The following is a 16,753-nucleotide window of genomic DNA, read 5'->3' on the forward strand; positions in this document are numbered from 1 at the left end:
ACACAGATTTTACTGATTATCGCTGATTTTCTTTTTACTTTAAATTCTAGCCCTGATAATAGTGGAAATTCTTTTTAATTTTTCTTTAAAAATAAAAAGATTGCAACGGATAGCAGGAAATAGCTCCTAATTATTTTATATCAAATCGAATTGTTCGAAGTGATGGTTAAGATGCTTGCGTTCAAGCAAATAATTTTCATATTTATTTAAAATTCCGAAGACCATATTCTTTACTTTTGCTTCTGGGTTTTCTTTGAAAAAGGTTTTGTAAGCTTGTCTGGCTTCGAAAAACTTGGCTTTTGCTGTTTCAAAATCGGGATGAACTAATACTTCTACTTCTCCTTTTTTCATGGTTGGAAAAGAGGTTCCCATTGGGAATTTATCGTAATTGTATAATGAATTGTGTACTTTATCTAAAATTTTCTCGGGTGTTGCAACTTCAAAATCTTGAATTTCACCTGACATGATTCTGTAACCGTGCTCTAAATGTTCCAACAAATGTTGAGGCGTTAAAATTCCCCATTTTGGTTTTGTGTTTTCTGTCAATTTGTTGATGCATTCTTCGATTTTTTCATCTGTCATCTCCACAAATGTTTCTTGTTTTTTCTGAACCATAGTAAGAATAGTTGCTACTGCTACTAATTCATCTTCACTATCAAAAACCTCAACAAACCATTTTACAATTCCGCTTGGATGTTCAGCTGAAGCTACATCACGTTCTATTTTTTGTTTGCATGTTAAACGCACATATACTGTATCATTATGATAAATTGGACGTAAAAAACGACATTCTTCCAAACCGTAATTTGCCGCAACCGGACCTTTGTTTGGATAAACAAATAATCCCGCTGCTGCAGCTAAAATGAAATAGCCATGCGCAGTTCTTTTTTCGAAAATACTTCCGTCAAGCGAAGTAATATCGGTATGTGCATAAAAATGATCCCAAGTTAAATTGGCGAAATTGATGATATCTGTATCAGTAACTGTACGCTTATGCGTTTTCAACGACATTCCAGGTTGAATCTCTTCCCAATGGTATTTGAAAGGATGTTCTGGTGCTTCTTTATATTTGGCATTGGCTTGATAAATACCTGTGATTTCTGTAATTGTTGTTGGTGAACCTTGAATTGCACAACGTTGCATGTAATGTTTGATTCCTCTAACTCCACCCATTTCTTCTCCTCCACCAGCACGACCTGGACCACCGTGAACCAACATTGGCAATGGTGAACCGTGACCTGTACTTTGTTTTGCCATTTCACGATTTCCTACTAAAATTCGACCGTGATGTGATGCTGCTCCGATTACATAATCTCTTGCAATAGCATCATCATAAGTGAAAATGGAAGAAACTAACGAACCTTTACCCATTTGCGATAAAGTGATAGCATCTTCTAAGTTTTTATAAGGCATTATTGTTGAAACCGGACCGAAAGCTTCAATTTCGTGACATGCTGTATTTGTAAATGGATTATTTTCACGCATTAAAATCGGTTTCAAGAACGAACCTTTTTTTGCATCTGCTCCAATAGTTTGAACTTCATCAAAGTTTCCGTAGACCATTTGTGCTGTTTGAGCGATTTTGTTTACTTGGGTTTTTACACTTTCGACTTGGGTTTTGTTTACCAAAGCTCCCATTCGAACTTCTTTTAATCTTGGATCACCAATAGTGACTTTATTTAATTGTGATGCCAAAGCTTTTTGAACATCATCTATTAATTCTTCTGGAACAATTATTCTTCGGATTGCTGTACATTTTTGTCCGACTTTAACGGTCATTTCGTTTTTGACTTCTCTTACGAATAAATCAAATTCTGGTGTGCCTGGAACGGCATCTTTTCCTAAAATTGAGCAGTTTAAAGAATCGGCTTCCATAGTGAATGGTACAGATTCTTCGATTAATCTTGGATGATTTTTTAGTAATTTTCCTGTATGGGCTGAACCTGTAAACGTTACAACATCTTGAGAATTTACAGTATCTAAGATAGATTTTGTCATACCACTCAATAATTGTAAAGCTCCTTCAGGTAAAATGTTTGATGCTATTATTTCTCTAACTACAGCTTCTGTTAAAAAAGCCGTTTGTGGTGCTGGCAAGACTACAGCTGGCATTCCTGCCATCCAATTCACGGCACATTTTTCTAACATTCCCCAAACTGGGAAATTGAATGCGTTGATGTGAACCGCAACACCGTGTTTTGGAACCAAAATATGATGTGCCATAAAACGACCACCTTTTGATAAGTCGATTGGATCACCTTCTACATGAAACGGTTGGTTTGGGAATAATTTTCGTAAAGATGCATTAGCAAACAAATTACCGAATCCACCTTCTATGTCAATCCAGCTGTCGATTCTGGTTGCTCCTGTTCGGTAACTTAATTCGTAAAAAGCTTCTTTCTTTTTGGTAAGATATAAGGCTAATGATTTGATCATGTTTCCTCTTTCTTGGAAGGTCATTTTTCGAAGTTTTTCGCCACCTGTTGTTCTTCCGTATTCTAAAACGTTAGGAATATCTAATCCTTCTGTGGAAGAAAATCCAATTATTTCGCCAGTTACTGCATCGAACATTGGAGTTCCTTCTCCTTGTCCTTCAACCCAACTTCCGTTTATGTAGTTTTGTAACTTCATATTATGTTTATTTGACCGCAAAGGTTTTTCGCTAAGTTTTATTTTTTATACTCTTTCGATAATTGCTGCATAACCTTGTCCTACTCCTATGCACATTGTGATTAATGCGTATCTTTTTTGAGTCAGTTGTAATTCTAATGCTGCTGAATAGGCAATTCTTGCTCCTGTTACTCCTAATGGATGTCCGATTGCTATGGAACCACCATTTGGGTTTACTCTTGCGTCATCGTCTTTTAAGCCTAATTCGCGTAAACAAGCTATACTTTGTGAAGCGAAGGCTTCGTTTAATTCTATGATGTCGATTTGATCTAAGGTTAAATTGGCTTTTGCCAACGCTTTTTTAGTTGCTTCAACCGGACCAATTCCCATTATTCTTGGTTCTACACCAACTACTGCAGAACTGACAATTCTTGCCAATGGTTTTAGATTATATTTTTTTACAGCTTCTTCTGAAGCAATAATTGTTGCTGCTGCGCCATCATTTAAACCTGATGAATTTCCTGCGGTTACGTTTCCGTCTTTTTTGAAAGCTGGACGTAATTTTGACAAAACTTCCAATGATGTTGTTGGTTTTACAAATTCATCTTTTGCAAAAACAACAGGATTGCCTTTTCGTTGTGGAATTTCAACCGGAACAATTTCTTTTGCCAAACGACCTGAATTTTGAGCAGTTGTTGCTTTCATTTGACTGTTTAAGGCAAATTTATCTTGATCTTCTCTTGAAATCGAATAATTTTCCACTAGGTTTTCGGCTGTTTCTCCCATTCCATCTGTGCCATACATGGCATGCATTTTAGGATTGATGAAACGCCATCCAAAACTGCTGTCGTACATTTTACTATCAGTACCATAAGCAGAAGATGGTTTTGAAATTACCAATGGTCCGCGAGTCATGTTTTCAATTCCGCCAGCGATAAAAATGTGTCCGTCACCTGCTTTTATGGCACGATTGGCGTGAATAATGGCTGATAATCCCGAACTACACAAACGGTTTACGGTTTCTCCAGGCACAGTATAAGGTAATCCTGCTAATAATAAAGACATTCTCGCCACATTACGATTGTCTTCTCCAGCTTGATTGGCACAACCCATAATCACATCGTCATAAGCTTCTTTTGGAATGTTTGGATTATTTTCTACTACTGTTTTAATCACCAATGCACCTAAATCATCTGGTCGAACTGATGACAAACTTCCTTGATAACTTCCAATTGGTGTACGTATTCCGTCTATTATGTATGCTTCCATTTTATTGTTCCCATTCTTTTTGTGTTCGATAAACAACTCCTTTGAAAAGTGCTACCATTTCATCGCCGCGTTTTACTTCGATAATATTAAATCCGAGTTTATTATTTACTTTTTCTATGATAGATTCGGCAACCAAATAATCACCTTCATTTACAGCTTCTATGTGATTAATAGAAGTTTCGATAGAAACGGCAAACCTTCCATGAGTATTGGCGGCAAATCCAAATGCTGTATCAGCCAAGGAATAGGTTATTCCACCATGTGCTTTGTTCATACTGTTCAGCATTTCTCTTCTAACGGTCATCGCTACTTTGCATCGTCCTATTTCACATTCTAAAATTTCGATACCTAACCATTGACTGTAAGCATCAAGAGAAAGCATTTTGTATGGTATTTTTGTTCCTTCCATTAAAAAAAGGTTTTATTTTCTTTATTCATCTTTCTCAAAATTGGGCTGCAACGGTATCTATCTTCACGGTATTCGTTGTATAATTCGTCTAATTTTTCAACACACCAATTGATTCCTTTTTCATCTGCCCAAGCTAATAATCCTTTTGGATAATTTACTCCTTTGGTCATGGCATTATCGATGTCTTTCGCTGATGCAATGTTTAAAAAGAAAGCATCGGCTGCTTCGTTAATTAACATTACTAAAACTCTGTCGAATATTTGTTGTGCTTTGATTCTATCTTCTGTTGGCTTTGGCAAATCTTTACTGTAATCATAAAAACCTCTTCCTGATTTTCTTCCAAGATAACCTGCTTCGACTAAACGTTTTTGGGTTAATGATGGTTTGTATCTTGGGTCGAAATAGAATGCTGTGAAAACGGTTTCGGTTACTACATAATTTACATCGTGACCAATGAAATCCATTAATTCAAATGGTCCCATTTTGAAACTACCAATTTCTTTAAAACTCCAATCGATTGTTGCCATATCAGCAAAACCTTCTTCTAGAATTCGCAAACTTTCGCTGTAAAATGGTCGAGCTACACGATTTACTATAAATCCTGGTGTGTCTTTTGCTACAGCAACTACTTTTTTCCAATCAGAAATAGTTTGAACTGTTTTATTTAAAACCTCTTCACTAGTTTGAATTGATGGAACAACTTCCACTAATTGCATTAATGGTGCTGGATTAAAAAAATGAATTCCAATAACACGTTCTGGTTTATGGCAAGAAGCTGCAATGGAAGTTATGGATAATGATGATGTATTGGATGCTAAAATAGTATCTGGAGAAACATAATTTTCTAAATCGGCAAATAGTTTTTTCTTAATTTCAAAATTTTCAACTATTGCTTCAATAATCAAATCAGAATGTGATAATTCGCCTAAAGTGTTTGCAAAAGAAACATTACTGGTAATTTCAAACTTAACTTTTTCAGAAATTTTTTCTTTCTCAACTAATTTAGATAAAATATTTTCGAGATTAGCTTTACTTCTATTTAATGCTTCTTGATTAGTGTCAAATACTTTTACTTCACAACCAGCAGTTGCGGCAACTTGCGCAATTCCGCTACCCATTGTTCCTGAACCAATAACTGCTACTTTCATTTTAGTTTCCATTGAACTCTGGTTTTCTTTTTTCTACAAAGGCCGTCACACCTTCTTTATAATCATTGGAAGAACTGGCTTCAATTTGTAAATCACTTTCTAAATCTAATTGGGCAACCAAATCATTTGTCATTGATTGATTTAATAAGCGTTTGGTTAATCCTAGTGCTTTTGTTGGCATATTGGCTAACGTTTCAGCTAAACTTTTAACTTCTTCTTCAAACAATCCTGTTGGAAATATTTTATAAATCATTCCCATGTTCAAAGCTTCAACAGCTGAAACTTTATCTCCAAGCATCATTAAAGCAGAAGCTTTTTGAAAACCAATTAATCTAGGTAAAAAAAATGTTCCACCACTATCTGGAATTAATCCTATTTTGCTAAATGCTTGAATAAAACTTGCACTTTCAACAGCTACAACTACATCACAAGCTAAAGCAATATTTGCTCCAGCACCAGCGGCAACGCCATTAACAGCAGCTATAATAGGTTTTTCGATAGTTCTAATTTTTTTGATGATTGGATTGTAGTGTTCTTCTAATATTTTTCTAAAACCTGGATTCAATTCTGGTTCTGTAACTTCTTTTAAATCTTGTCCGGCACAAAATGCTTTTCCGTTTCCGGAAATTACGATGGCTCTTATATTTGAATCGCTAGCACAATTATCTAATTTTTCTTGCATAGACAATGCCATTTCGCGATTGAAACTATTGAAAACGTCTGGACGATTCAGTATTATAAATGCTATTTTATTTTCAATTTTTAATTCAATTGAATTGCTCATACCTTAATTATGTTTTTCGCAAAGTCGCAAAGTCGCAAAGACTAAAACCGCAAATTCGCATATTTATTTTAAACATTTGAAGTAGTCAAATGGTTCTAAACAATCTTCGCATTTAAACAATGCTTTACATGCTGTTGACCCAAACTGACTAACTAATTTTGTGTTGAATGAACCACATTGTGGACATTTCACTACTTTTTTATTTCCAAGAAGTGCTTCTTTATCCGCTGATTCAGATAATGGCGAAGCAATTCCGTATTTTTCTAACGCTTTTCTACCTTTTTCTGTTATCCAATCGGTTGTCCAAGCTGGTGATAATATTAATTCAACTTTGGCTTTGTAACCTTTGTCTTTAAATGCTTTTACAATATCTTCACCAATAACATCCATCGCAGGACAACCACTATAGGTTGGTGTTATTTGAACTTCAATAACATTATCAACTTTCTTTACCGAACGAACAACTCCCATTTCCATTATTGATAAAACCGGAATTTCTGGATCTGAAACTGTTTCGAGTATTTCGAATAGTTTTTGGTCGATATGTTCTAAAGTTTGTGTCATTTTACCATTCCATTTTTGGAAAAGTGCGTTGCATGTATTGCATTTCAGTTAATAAATAACCTAAATGTTCTGTATGAATGCCTTGTTTTCCTCCTTTTTGGAAATATTGAATATCTAGTGTTTGTAATGTTGCTTCTTCTAGAACTTCATTTATTTTTTTATAAAAAGGTTCTTTTAGTGATCGAACATCAACTCCAATTCCTTCATTAATCATAGCTTTATCAGCATCAGTCACATGAAATAACTCGTCTGTATAAACCCACAAATAATTTATAGCGGTTTGAATTCTAGAATGGCTTTCTTCAGTTCCATCACCCAATCGTTTTATCCAATCAGAAGAAAAACGCACATGATAACTTACTTCTTTGATACTTTTTTTAGCAATGGCAGCAAGGATTTCATCTTTGCTATTTTGTAATTCATTCAACAGTAACAAGTGAAAATTATCAAATAAAAATTGTCTTGCAATTGTATATCCAAAATCACGATTTGGTTGTTCTACTAGAAGCACATTTTTGTATTCTCTTTCATTTCTTAAAAAAGCAATAGTGTCTTCTGTTGATTCATTACCCAATATTTTAGCAGCATATTGGTAATAACTTCTTACTTGTCCAAACAAATCGAGAGAAATATTGGTCATTGCAATATCGGTTTCCAAACTTGGTCCATGACCACAAAGTTCTCCTAGACGTTGAGCTAAAATCAAGTCATTATCTGCTATTCCGTAGATGTATTGAATTAAATTTTCTTTCATCTTACATGTGTTTCAATTCGTCTGGAAGTTCATAAAAAGTTGGATGACGATAAGCTTTATCTTTTGCTGGCTCGAAAAGTTCAGCGCTATCATCTGGATTAGAAGCTGTTATTTGAGCTGATGGAACAACCCAAATACTTACACCTTCCATTCTTCTAGTATAAACATCACGAGCATTTTCTAAAGCCATTGTAGCATCGCTTGCATGCAATGAACCACAATGACGATGTTCTAATCCGTTTTTACTTCTTATAAATACTTCCCAAAGCGGCCAATTTTTCATAATTATATTGCTTGTTTTTCTTCATTATTTGTTTGCTTCTCGGCATATGCCATAGCAGCATTGCGAACCCATTTTCCGTTTTCCCATGCATTTACTCTAGCAGAAATACGTTCTTTATTACATGGTCCGTGACCTTTTACTACTTGCCAAAACTCATCCCAATCTAATTCTCCAAATTCATAATGTTGCGTTTCTTCATTCCATTTTAAAGTTGGATCAGGAATTGTTAAACCAATCATATCCGCTTGTGGAACCGTTTGGTCGACAAATTGCTGACGCAATTCATCATTAGTTTTTCGTTTCAACTTCCATTTCATAGATTGTTCGGTGTGAACTGAAGCATCGTCAGTTGGTCCAAGCATCATTAGTGATGGAAACCACCAACGATTTAAAGCATCTTGAGCCATTTCTTTTTGTTCTGGAGTTCCATTTGCCAAAGTCATCATAATTTGAAATCCTTGACGCTGATGGAAACTTTCTTCTTTACAAACACGAACCATTGCTCTTGCATATGGACCAAAAGAAGTAGAACACAACGGCACTTGATTGATAATGGCTGCACCATCAACTAACCAACCAATTGCACCCATATCAGCCCAAGTTAATGTTGGATAATTAAAAATACTAGAATATTTTGCTTTACCTGAATGCAATTGTTCATACAATTCTTCTCTTGAAACACCTAAAGTTTCACAAGCAGAATAAAGATACAAACCATGACCTGCTTCATCCTGAATTTTTGCAAGTAAAGCAACTTTTCTTTTTAAAGAAGGTGCACGTGTTATCCAATTTCCTTCTGGCAACATTCCAACAATTTCAGAATGTGCATGTTGAGAAATTTGACGAATATGCGTTTGACGGTATTTTTCGGGCATCCAATCTTTTGGTTCGATTTTTTCGTCGCGTGCAATTTTTGCATCGAAAATTTCTTCTAAATTCTTAATTTCTTTTTCTGACATAACTTTTCAATTAATAATTGACAATTAGTTTAAACACCAAAATCTACAACCACTTTATCGGTTGTTGGCACAGCTTGACAACTTAAAACCAAACCTTTTGCCACTTCATGAGCATCGAGCGCATAGTTTACTTTCATTTCTACTTCGCCTTCTAAAACTTTGCATTTACAAGTACTGCAAACGCCACCTTTACAGGCAAAAGGCAAATCAGCACCAGCAGCTAAAGCACCGTCAAGAATGTTATCATAAGCTTCATCCATGACGAAGTGAAACTCTTTTCCTCCATCAATAATGGTTACATCGGTTCCTTCAGCTTTGTGCTCAACAATTCTTTTTATTCTTTCTTTGTCTTCATCTGAAATTCCAGATGTAAACAATTCGTAATGAATTTTATCTTTTTCTAAACCAGCAGCATTTAATTCATCCCGTAAAAGAAAAATCATATCTTCCGGTCCGCAAAGAAAACAATCATCTACCGATGGAATATCAATAATTTTATCTGCTAGAAGTTGCATTTTTTCCTTTGTGAAACGTCCGTTAAATAACTCAACACTTCTATGTTCTTTTGTTAAGAAATGAAATATTTCAAAACGACCAAAGTATCTGTTTTTCAGCTGTTCAATTTCTTCTTTAAAGATAATTGTTTTTACACTTCTATTCAAATAAAACAATTTGAATGTACTATTTGGTTCTTTTGCTAAATGTGTTTTTATGATAGAAAGTATAGGTGTAATTCCACTTCCTGCAGCAAATGCAATATAATTTTTAGCTTTATCTGAATCAACATCAACATTAAACTTTCCACTTGGCGGCATGATTTCAATAAAATCTCCTTTTTTTAATGTTTCGTTTACAAATGATGAGAACAAACCACCATTAATTTTTTTTACGGCAACTTGCCATTTATTTTCAACTGGACTTGAACATAATGAATAAGAACGTCGTTCTTCATGTCCATCAATAACTGACTTTAGTGTTAAATGTTGTCCTTGTTTATATTGAAATTCTGGAACTAATTCATCAGGAATTAGAAAAGTAACTACCGAACAATCTTTTGTTACTTTGTCAATATCTTGAACTTGAATATTGTAAAATTTTGCCATTTAATTGAAATAATTACAAAAACTAACAATTGTTAGTTTACTATGCAAATTTAATCAATTTTTTAATTGTTTACGAAAACGTTATAATTTTTTAACGTTTAGCTTATAAAGTAAAAGATTACATCAAACAATTCCTCTAAGAAGTGCTTCTGACATATGGTTTCTTAGCGAAGTTTCGGTTAGCCCTTTTTTCTTTCCATACCAAAGGTAAAGTGTACGTAAAGTTGAAAGCATAGAAAAAATAATAACCTCAGAATTCAGGTTTTTTATCTCGTTATTTTCAATTCCCTTCAAAATAATTTCTCTAAAATTCTGTTCATATTCTTCTCTCATTTTGATAAAATAAACTAATTCTTCATCTGTTAAATGCATCCAATCATTATTTAAACAAGCTAAAGCTTCAGGATTTCTAAGTGTAATGTCAATGTGTAGCTGAATTACTTTCTCAATTTTTTGGATGGTAGAAGTTTCAGAAGATACAATATCATTCATAACAGCTGTAAACTCTTCGGCTATGTCAATCACAATCAAAACTAAAATTTCTTGCTTGGATTTTATATGATTGTATAGACTTGCCGCTTTTATGTTCATGGCTTGTGCAATATCACGCATGGTTACAGCGCTATATCCTTTTTCTTTAAAAAGTTTTGCAGCACAATTTATGATTTCAGTTTTTCTATCGTTTACTTTCATATGCTTTCAAATATAAAAATAATTTCGGCTTAGGTAACTTTTGTTACTTACAACTGGTTCTTATTGCTATACTTTTGTAATTAATTTAAAACTAAAACTATGGGATTGTTAAACATATTAGGTTTATCTGGAAAATCAGAAAGCGTAAAAGATTTTGTTGAAAAAGGCGCAATAATTATTGATGTGAGAACTGTTGGTGAATATAGAGAAGGACATATTAAAAATTCTAAAAATATTCCACTTGATACAATATCTGCAAAAGTTGAAGAAATTAAAAAATTAAACAAACCTATAATTGTTTGTTGTAGAAGCGGAATGCGAAGTGCTCAAGCGGCTTCAATTCTTAAAAATAATGGTATTGAATGTATGAATGGCGGCGGATGGCAAAGTTTAGAAAGTAAATTGTAACTAAATAATATTATTATCTCTAGCTTTTTGAATGGCTTCAATCTTAGAATGCACCTGAAGTTTATTATAAATATTCTCAATATGTTTTCTAACTGTAGAAGGAGAAAGAAAAAGATTTTCAGCAATTTGATTATAGTTTAGTCCTTTGCTCAATTGTTCCAGAACTTCTACTTCTCGAGTTGTAAGCTTAATATCTTCTTGTTCTCTATTTTCAAAATCAACAGGATTTCTGAGAAGTTTCAAAGTTTTTAATGCTATTGAAGGATTCATTGCTGCACCACCATTCAAAGTTTCAATAATTCCCTGATATAATTCTTTTGGGTTTACTTCTTTTAGTAAATAACCATCAGCGCCTGCTTTTATTGCATTAAAAATGTTTTCATCATTATCAAAAACGGTAAGCATGATGATTTTAATCTGAGGAAATTTTGACTTGATAATCTTTGTGGCTTCAATTCCATTACATAATGGCATTTCTATGTCCATTAAAATTAAATCGAGATTTTTGTCTTTTTCTAATTTCTGCTGTAAATCTTTACCATCAATTGCAGTAAATTTTAATGTCAAATCTTCAAAAAAAGAAAGTTTTTCTGCAATGGCTTTTTGCAAAAAAACATTATCATCAACTATGGCTATTCTTATCAGCATTTAAAATTAAAAGTGGATTAAAAAAAGTCCTTTCCAAATCCAAAAGTGTACTTATTACTTCTATGGTTTGAAAAGGACAACAATAAAAACAACCAGTTTTTATCTTCTATTTTTTTCAAACAACCACAATTTGAATTACAAAGGTGTTTATATAAAATCGATAAAAAAATACGACAAATGACGTATTTGAATGTTTTTGTTTTAAATTATTATTTCTAAAATTACGAAAGTACCGTTGTTTTTAGATGAATTGATTTCAAATTTTCCGCCAATATCATCTATTCTTTTTTTCATGTTATTGATACCATTTCCTAGTTTTATTTCGTCAAATGAAAATCCAACGCCATCATCTTTTATTGTTATTTTCATTTTATTATCCTTTTTTGAAATTGATATTTTTATTGATGATGCACTTGCATATTTGATAGCATTATTAATAGCTTCTTGAATAGTTCTGTAAATATTCATACCTTCAACTGACGAAAATTTTACTTCTTTCAAATCATCATCTACATCAAAACTAAAGTCAATTTCGTCTTTAGCCAATTTTGCTTTTTCAACAAAATTGTGAATTCTGGTTTGCAAATCTTCTAAAGTAATTTCGCTTTTATTCATTGCCCAAATAGTATCGCGAAGTTCAATTATTGTTGATTTTGCAAAATCACTTATTCCAGACAATTTATCATCAAGCTTTGAATTGTTTATATCAAAAGCATATTTCACATTATCTACAGAAGAAATTATAAACGTTAGTTGCGAACCTATGTTATCGTGCAAATCTCTTGAAATTTGAAGGCGTTGTTCTTGTAACTTGTTTTGAGTTTCAATTTTATCAATAGCCGACTTTAATTCAAATTCTTGTTGTTCTTGATTTCGTTTTAATTTTTGTTGTCGATATATTAAAACAGAAATCACTATCAAACCAATTGTAATCAAAGATAAAATCAAAAACTGAGTGTTTTTTGTTTTTATTTCTGTTTCTTTTTTTACAATATTGGCTTTTGCCTGAAGTATTTCTTTTTCTTTCTTTTCATTTTGATATTTTACTTCTAGCTCAGAAAAAACTTTATTTCGTTCTTCGTCAAAAACTGAATCTCTTATTTTTATATACTGTTCCTGGTCAGCAACTGCTTTTTGAAAATCTTTAATTCTTGTATAATATTTTGCTCTTGATGCGTACAAATCACGCAATTTTTCAGCACTATTACTTTTTTTGGAAAATTCATATGCTCTAGCAAAATAATCTTTTGCAGAAGAATAATTCTTTAACTCAGAATCAATTATTGCAAGATTGGTATACAAAGTTGCCAATCCATAATAATATGGAACATTTTCAATGTCATTATTCTTTTTATGATTTATCTCAGTAATTTTTAAACCTGAAGTCAACCATCTTTTGGCTTCTTTATATTTTTTTTGTTTTAATAAAGTATTTCCAATATTGTTATAAGTAGTTGGAATAGACAAAGTATCACTTCCTTTAAAATAACTTAATGCTTTTTTATGATAAAACAAAGCGCTATCGGGTTTGTTCCAATCATCATAATTTATGGCAATTGCATTAAGTGTGTGCCAATGTTTTTTTAGATTTTTTTCGTTTTTCTCTAGAATTTTTAAAGCTTTTTTGCCATATTCAATTCCTTTTTCAAAACTTTCATAGTCATGATAATCAACCGCCAAAATAGAATAACAGAGTATTATCCAAGCTTGATTGTTTTCTTTTTCGGCAATTTTCAAGCATTTTAAAGTATAATCAATAGCTTTTTCATATTGTCCTTGGTTGTTGTAGACTTTATTAAGATTTAAATAAACTGTCAATAAAGAGTTCAAATCCTCTTTTCGTTGTAAAAGTTTAATGGCTTTTTCACCATAAATTACAGCACTATCTAATTGATTAAAATCTGTACAACGAGCATTTTTACAAAAATAATATTGACCTTCATCTGTTTTATTCTTAATGGCTTTTTTTGCCATTTTAAAATAATAATCCGAAGAATCGACGGATGTAAATGCTTTACCTAGAAGTTCTTGAAGATTTTTATTTTGACCATAAGTAAAATTGAATACAACAAATGATAAGAAAATATAAAACTGTTTCATGAATATTGTTTATTCTCTAAAAATATAAAAAGTAAAGTTAAGTTGTTCTCTTTGGGTAATTTTGTTTAAACAATTCAAAGCCTAATTCATAGACGCTTTGACTTATGGTTTGGTTTATTTGAACTATTTTTTGTTTCAAATCTTCTGATAAAACCAATTGCTGACTTTGTTTTTTCTGTTCAACAGTAAGCTGAACCATAGCTCTTTGAAGATTTAAAATAGTACTCTTAAATTTTTTCTTTTGATTGTTTATCATGAAGCTTATATAAAGCACAAAACCCAAAATAAAGAAAAAAAGTAGCATTAGAAGGAAAGTCATAACTATTGTGAATTAAAAGTAAAACGTTCTTAACCTATTTTTTATTTGATTGTTTTTATTACTCCTAGAATTGGCATTACTTATTAGGATTATAGGATAAAAAAGACCTGAATTCTCAGGTCTTTTTTATGTTCTGCATTATCTACTTTTATTCTAAAGGTATGTTAAATGAACCCTCCGTAATTTCTTTTGTTGAATTATCATCTGTATTTTTTGCAGTGAAATAGAAAGTACCCTTAACATTTGTTTCGGTAATTTCAGTAACTGTAACTTCGCCAACTTTCGCTCCACCATCATAAGGTGCGGACCAGTTGCTGTAATCAGAAGCCATTGGATTTGATATATTCACAATAGTTTCATTGTAAGTAGCATTAGCAGCACCTAAGCCCGAAACGCCACCGCCAATATCATAAGTTCCCACACCATCAAAAGCAATTACATTAACTGAAAACGATTTACTTGAAGTATCTCCAGCAGTTCCTTGAATATGCAAAAAATTCCCTGAATGAGTAGCCGCTGTAGTCAATTCTGGTGTAGTTACCCACGATCCGTTCACTTTTGCTTTAATGGTTCCAGCCCCAGCTGTTCCTCCACCACTTCCACCATCACTACTACATGATGATAATGATACTGCTAATGCAGCAAATAAAACTAAACTGATTTTTTTGATTGTTTTCATAATTATTTAATGTTTAAGTTAGTGATACAAAGTTGATTCTAAGTCAAATAGCAATCAATAAGGCATTTGCCCTATTTTATTAATTTAAGTCAAAAGCTTCAATAGTTTTATCGTCTTTTTGATAGTACAAAACACCAGCATATTCATCAACTTCATATTGTGGCTTTTTATCTTTTAACACTATTTCTTTTTCTTTTGTCCCACTATCTTTATTGATTTTTACTAATCCAACACCATCATCTAATTTTGTCAATATAAATTGCGAATTCTCTGTTGCTGCCGAAGCTTTAAATCTTTTACTCATGTAATCAAATGAAGCAGAACCGATACTTGCAAACATGTCTGATGCTCTTTTTGCTTCTTTACCATAATCATTATAACTACTCATATCATTAACTCCACCGTATCCAGTTCTGTTCGCTCCTGCTCTTGCAGCCATTGAAACAGATGCAGCCGTTGATGCAACTGCCAAAACACCTCCCATGATTTTACCAAATGTTGATCTTCCTGGTGATTTGTAATACTCATGAAATTTTTTTGACCCATCAAAATTGAGCATCATTATATTTTGGTCTGATGAGAGTAATAATCCACCATTGCGAACAGAAAAACTAGTTGGCGATTCTTTTTCTTCAAACTTATATGCTGTTAATGTTGAAATAGTACCTGAATTTTCATCAATTGCCACTATCTCATCACCAGTGCTGATTAGATATCTTTTATTTTTGGAGTCATAGGTACTAGTTACAGCGCTTTTACTTTTGTATTTTATAGATTTATTCCAGATTGACTCTCCAGTTTTCAAATTAATAATATCTGCATCTGAGTCAGTTATATAAATCATCCCTTTTGGTGTTAAAGCCATAGTGTGAATGTTTTCGCCTGTTTTTAATGGTTTTTTAAACAGCGTTTCTCCTGTAAATGATATTTTATTGATTCCTCCTGATTGAATTCCAAATAATATTCCATCTTCCATGATATAAAAATGTTGAACGTATCCTTTGGTTTTTGGAGCTTTATCCCATAAATCTGCACCGTCTTTTGCACTTAGCATCGTAATTTTTGATTCTGCTTTTGCCGCAAAAACACTTCCGCCTTTATCTGCTACATCACTAACAACTGCGATGCCTTGAGGTAAAATCTCGAAACGAGTAACCGCTCCTTTTACTTTTTGAGCTTCTTTCCACAAAACTTCTCCTGAGCTGCTTATTTTATATATTTTGGTATCACCGCCATTTGTTCCTTCGAAACCATAAATTTCTTTTCCACTTTCATCAGATGTTAACCATGTCAAATCATCAACCTTTGCTGACCATATTTTGTTACTTGTATTCGTATCATAACAAATTAATTCTTTAGAAGTTGGAATATAAATTTTTTTGTCTTTCATAAAAACACTACCAGTAATTGTAACTGTTCCCATAGTTACTTTACCCGGTTCTATCAAATAAATGAGCTTATCTTCTTTACCCGTAACTAAATCGTATATTCCAACTGCTGGTGCAAACTTTTCTTTTGAAGTTCTTACTCCTGCAACTACCAATTTATTTTGAGGTAAAAAAACTTGTGTTGAAAAAGCATCTTTCCAACCATTTTCTTTAGTTTCAAACAATTGTTTTCCAATCACATAATCAAAAACTGTTTTTTTGGAAGACATATTAGCAAAGCCACCTTGTGCAATTACAACATAAGGTGAATCGGGAACAAACTCTAGTTCTTCCTCTTTTACAGAACCATAATCTTTAAAATCAAAAATTAGTTTGTTTGATTCTGGTTTTATTCCTGCAAAACCATCTTTGTGAGCTATGAGTAAAACACCTGCTTCAGTTAACTTCATGAAGTTAATTTTACCATCCAGATTATAAGTGTTTTTGGGACTTGTTTGAGCAAAAACGTTGCTCAAAAACATAATAGACAATAAGAAGTAAATCTTAATCTTTTTAATTACCGTTTTCATAAGTGTAGATTTATAAAGTTGTACTTTACAAACCTCATTAAAAAATAAAAAACAGTAAATAAGGCA

The 16,753-nt window shown here is 32.6% G+C and carries 17 protein-coding genes; 1 reads left to right on the top strand and 16 read right to left on the bottom strand.

From position 1 onward, the window contains the following. Positions 1-135 precede the first annotated feature (135 nt). The 11 genes from paaZ to RN605_RS07255 all read right to left on the bottom strand — a co-directional run bounded on the left by paaZ (position 136) and on the right by RN605_RS07255 (position 10,576). The gene (paaZ, locus tag RN605_RS07205) at positions 136-2,631 is read right to left on the bottom strand and encodes a phenylacetic acid degradation bifunctional protein PaaZ (RefSeq protein WP_313323641.1); all 2,496 of its coding nucleotides are present in this window, start codon (positions 2,629-2,631) and stop codon (positions 136-138) included. 45 nt (positions 2,632-2,676) lie between these two features. After that, the gene (gene pcaF, locus RN605_RS07210; protein ID WP_313323643.1) at positions 2,677-3,879 is read right to left on the bottom strand and encodes a 3-oxoadipyl-CoA thiolase; all 1,203 of its coding nucleotides are present in this window, start codon (positions 3,877-3,879) and stop codon (positions 2,677-2,679) included. Between the two features lies 1 nt (position 3,880). Continuing rightward, positions 3,881-4,288, bottom strand: a complete 408-nt coding sequence (locus RN605_RS07215; RefSeq protein ID WP_313323645.1) for a PaaI family thioesterase — start codon at positions 4,286-4,288, stop codon at positions 3,881-3,883. Continuing rightward, entirely contained in the window at positions 4,288-5,436 is a 1,149-nt protein-coding gene (locus RN605_RS07220) for a 3-hydroxyacyl-CoA dehydrogenase NAD-binding domain-containing protein (protein ID WP_313325805.1), read from the bottom strand. The genes RN605_RS07215 and RN605_RS07220 overlap by 1 nt, the downstream gene beginning before the upstream one ends. A 1-nt stretch (position 5,437) precedes the next feature. Continuing rightward, positions 5,438-6,220: an enoyl-CoA hydratase-related protein gene (locus RN605_RS07225; protein WP_313323646.1), complete on the bottom strand. Its 783-nt coding sequence runs from the start codon at positions 6,218-6,220 to the stop codon at positions 5,438-5,440. Between the two features lie 63 nt (positions 6,221-6,283). After that, complete coding sequence (gene paaD, locus RN605_RS07230; protein WP_313323648.1) at positions 6,284-6,784, bottom strand: 1,2-phenylacetyl-CoA epoxidase subunit PaaD; 501 nt, start codon at positions 6,782-6,784, stop codon at positions 6,284-6,286. Between the two features lies 1 nt (position 6,785). Next, positions 6,786-7,538: a 1,2-phenylacetyl-CoA epoxidase subunit PaaC gene (gene paaC, locus RN605_RS07235; RefSeq protein WP_313323650.1), complete on the bottom strand. Its 753-nt coding sequence runs from the start codon at positions 7,536-7,538 to the stop codon at positions 6,786-6,788. Position 7,539: 1 nt separating this feature from the next. Next, the gene (paaB, locus tag RN605_RS07240) at positions 7,540-7,824 is read right to left on the bottom strand and encodes a 1,2-phenylacetyl-CoA epoxidase subunit PaaB (protein ID WP_313325806.1); all 285 of its coding nucleotides are present in this window, start codon (positions 7,822-7,824) and stop codon (positions 7,540-7,542) included. After that, positions 7,824-8,780, bottom strand: coding sequence for a 1,2-phenylacetyl-CoA epoxidase subunit PaaA (gene paaA / locus RN605_RS07245; RefSeq protein WP_313323652.1), 957 nt, complete (start codon positions 8,778-8,780; stop codon positions 7,824-7,826). Before paaA ends, paaB begins: the two co-directional genes overlap by 1 nt. A 29-nt stretch (positions 8,781-8,809) precedes the next feature. Continuing rightward, a complete protein-coding gene (gene paaE / locus RN605_RS07250; protein WP_313323654.1) occupies positions 8,810-9,883 on the bottom strand; it encodes a 1,2-phenylacetyl-CoA epoxidase subunit PaaE in 1,074 nt (357 codons plus the stop codon). A 123-nt stretch (positions 9,884-10,006) separates the two neighbouring features. After that, positions 10,007-10,576, bottom strand: a complete 570-nt coding sequence (locus tag RN605_RS07255) for a TetR/AcrR family transcriptional regulator (RefSeq protein ID WP_313323656.1) — start codon at positions 10,574-10,576, stop codon at positions 10,007-10,009. Positions 10,577-10,675: 99 nt separating this feature from the next. On the opposite strand from RN605_RS07255, the gene RN605_RS07260 reads away from it, so the two are divergent. After that, positions 10,676-10,984: a rhodanese-like domain-containing protein gene (locus tag RN605_RS07260; protein WP_313323658.1), complete on the top strand. Its 309-nt coding sequence runs from the start codon at positions 10,676-10,678 to the stop codon at positions 10,982-10,984. Here RN605_RS07260 and RN605_RS07265 read toward each other — a convergent pair whose 3' ends face one another. The 5 genes from RN605_RS07265 to RN605_RS07285 all read right to left on the bottom strand — a co-directional run bounded on the left by RN605_RS07265 (position 10,985) and on the right by RN605_RS07285 (position 16,687). Further along, positions 10,985-11,632 carry a response regulator transcription factor gene (locus tag RN605_RS07265; protein WP_313323660.1) on the bottom strand — a complete coding sequence of 216 codons (648 nt, stop codon included), beginning with the start codon at positions 11,630-11,632 and terminating at the stop codon, positions 10,985-10,987. Between the two features lie 201 nt (positions 11,633-11,833). Then, positions 11,834-13,732, bottom strand: coding sequence for a tetratricopeptide repeat-containing sensor histidine kinase (locus tag RN605_RS07270; RefSeq protein ID WP_313323662.1), 1,899 nt, complete (start codon positions 13,730-13,732; stop codon positions 11,834-11,836). 37 nt (positions 13,733-13,769) lie between these two features. After that, on the bottom strand, positions 13,770-13,988 hold the full coding sequence (locus RN605_RS07275; protein WP_313323665.1) for a hypothetical protein: 219 nt from the start codon (positions 13,986-13,988) through the stop codon (positions 13,770-13,772). Positions 13,989-14,199: 211 nt separating this feature from the next. After that, positions 14,200-14,730 carry a DUF6252 family protein gene (locus RN605_RS07280; RefSeq protein ID WP_313323666.1) on the bottom strand — a complete coding sequence of 177 codons (531 nt, stop codon included), beginning with the start codon at positions 14,728-14,730 and terminating at the stop codon, positions 14,200-14,202. Between the two features lie 79 nt (positions 14,731-14,809). Beyond that, complete coding sequence (locus RN605_RS07285) at positions 14,810-16,687, bottom strand: outer membrane protein assembly factor BamB family protein (RefSeq protein WP_313323668.1); 1,878 nt, start codon at positions 16,685-16,687, stop codon at positions 14,810-14,812. Positions 16,688-16,753 lie beyond the last annotated feature (66 nt).

This window comes from Flavobacterium sp. PMTSA4, assembly GCF_032098525.1.
GTDB lineage: Bacteria > Bacteroidota > Bacteroidia > Flavobacteriales > Flavobacteriaceae > Flavobacterium > Flavobacterium capsici.

What these genes read in the sequence shown, in the direction of transcription:
- paaZ (WP_313323641.1), bottom strand. Translation starts at nt 2,631, where the DNA reads ATGAAGTTACAAAACTACATAAACGGAAGTTGGGTTGAAGGACAAGGA.
- pcaF (WP_313323643.1), bottom strand. Translation starts at nt 3,879, where the DNA reads ATGGAAGCATACATAATAGACGGAATACGTACACCAATTGGAAGTTAT.
- RN605_RS07215 (WP_313323645.1), bottom strand. Translation starts at nt 4,288, where the DNA reads ATGGAAGGAACAAAAATACCATACAAAATGCTTTCTCTTGATGCTTAC.
- RN605_RS07220 (WP_313325805.1), bottom strand. Translation starts at nt 5,436, where the DNA reads ATGAAAGTAGCAGTTATTGGTTCAGGAACAATGGGTAGCGGAATTGCG.
- RN605_RS07225 (WP_313323646.1), bottom strand. Translation starts at nt 6,220, where the DNA reads ATGAGCAATTCAATTGAATTAAAAATTGAAAATAAAATAGCATTTATA.
- paaD (WP_313323648.1), bottom strand. Translation starts at nt 6,784, where the DNA reads ATGACACAAACTTTAGAACATATCGACCAAAAACTATTCGAAATACTC.
- paaC (WP_313323650.1), bottom strand. Translation starts at nt 7,538, where the DNA reads ATGAAAGAAAATTTAATTCAATACATCTACGGAATAGCAGATAATGAC.
- paaA (WP_313323652.1), bottom strand. Translation starts at nt 8,780, where the DNA reads ATGTCAGAAAAAGAAATTAAGAATTTAGAAGAAATTTTCGATGCAAAA.
- paaE (WP_313323654.1), bottom strand. Translation starts at nt 9,883, where the DNA reads ATGGCAAAATTTTACAATATTCAAGTTCAAGATATTGACAAAGTAACA.
- RN605_RS07255 (WP_313323656.1), bottom strand. Translation starts at nt 10,576, where the DNA reads ATGAAAGTAAACGATAGAAAAACTGAAATCATAAATTGTGCTGCAAAA.
- RN605_RS07260 (WP_313323658.1), top strand. Translation starts at nt 10,676, where the DNA reads ATGGGATTGTTAAACATATTAGGTTTATCTGGAAAATCAGAAAGCGTA.
- RN605_RS07265 (WP_313323660.1), bottom strand. Translation starts at nt 11,632, where the DNA reads ATGCTGATAAGAATAGCCATAGTTGATGATAATGTTTTTTTGCAAAAA.
- RN605_RS07270 (WP_313323662.1), bottom strand. Translation starts at nt 13,732, where the DNA reads ATGAAACAGTTTTATATTTTCTTATCATTTGTTGTATTCAATTTTACT.
- RN605_RS07275 (WP_313323665.1), bottom strand. Translation starts at nt 13,988, where the DNA reads ATGATAAACAATCAAAAGAAAAAATTTAAGAGTACTATTTTAAATCTT.
- RN605_RS07280 (WP_313323666.1), bottom strand. Translation starts at nt 14,730, where the DNA reads ATGAAAACAATCAAAAAAATCAGTTTAGTTTTATTTGCTGCATTAGCA.
- RN605_RS07285 (WP_313323668.1), bottom strand. Translation starts at nt 16,687, where the DNA reads ATGAAAACGGTAATTAAAAAGATTAAGATTTACTTCTTATTGTCTATT.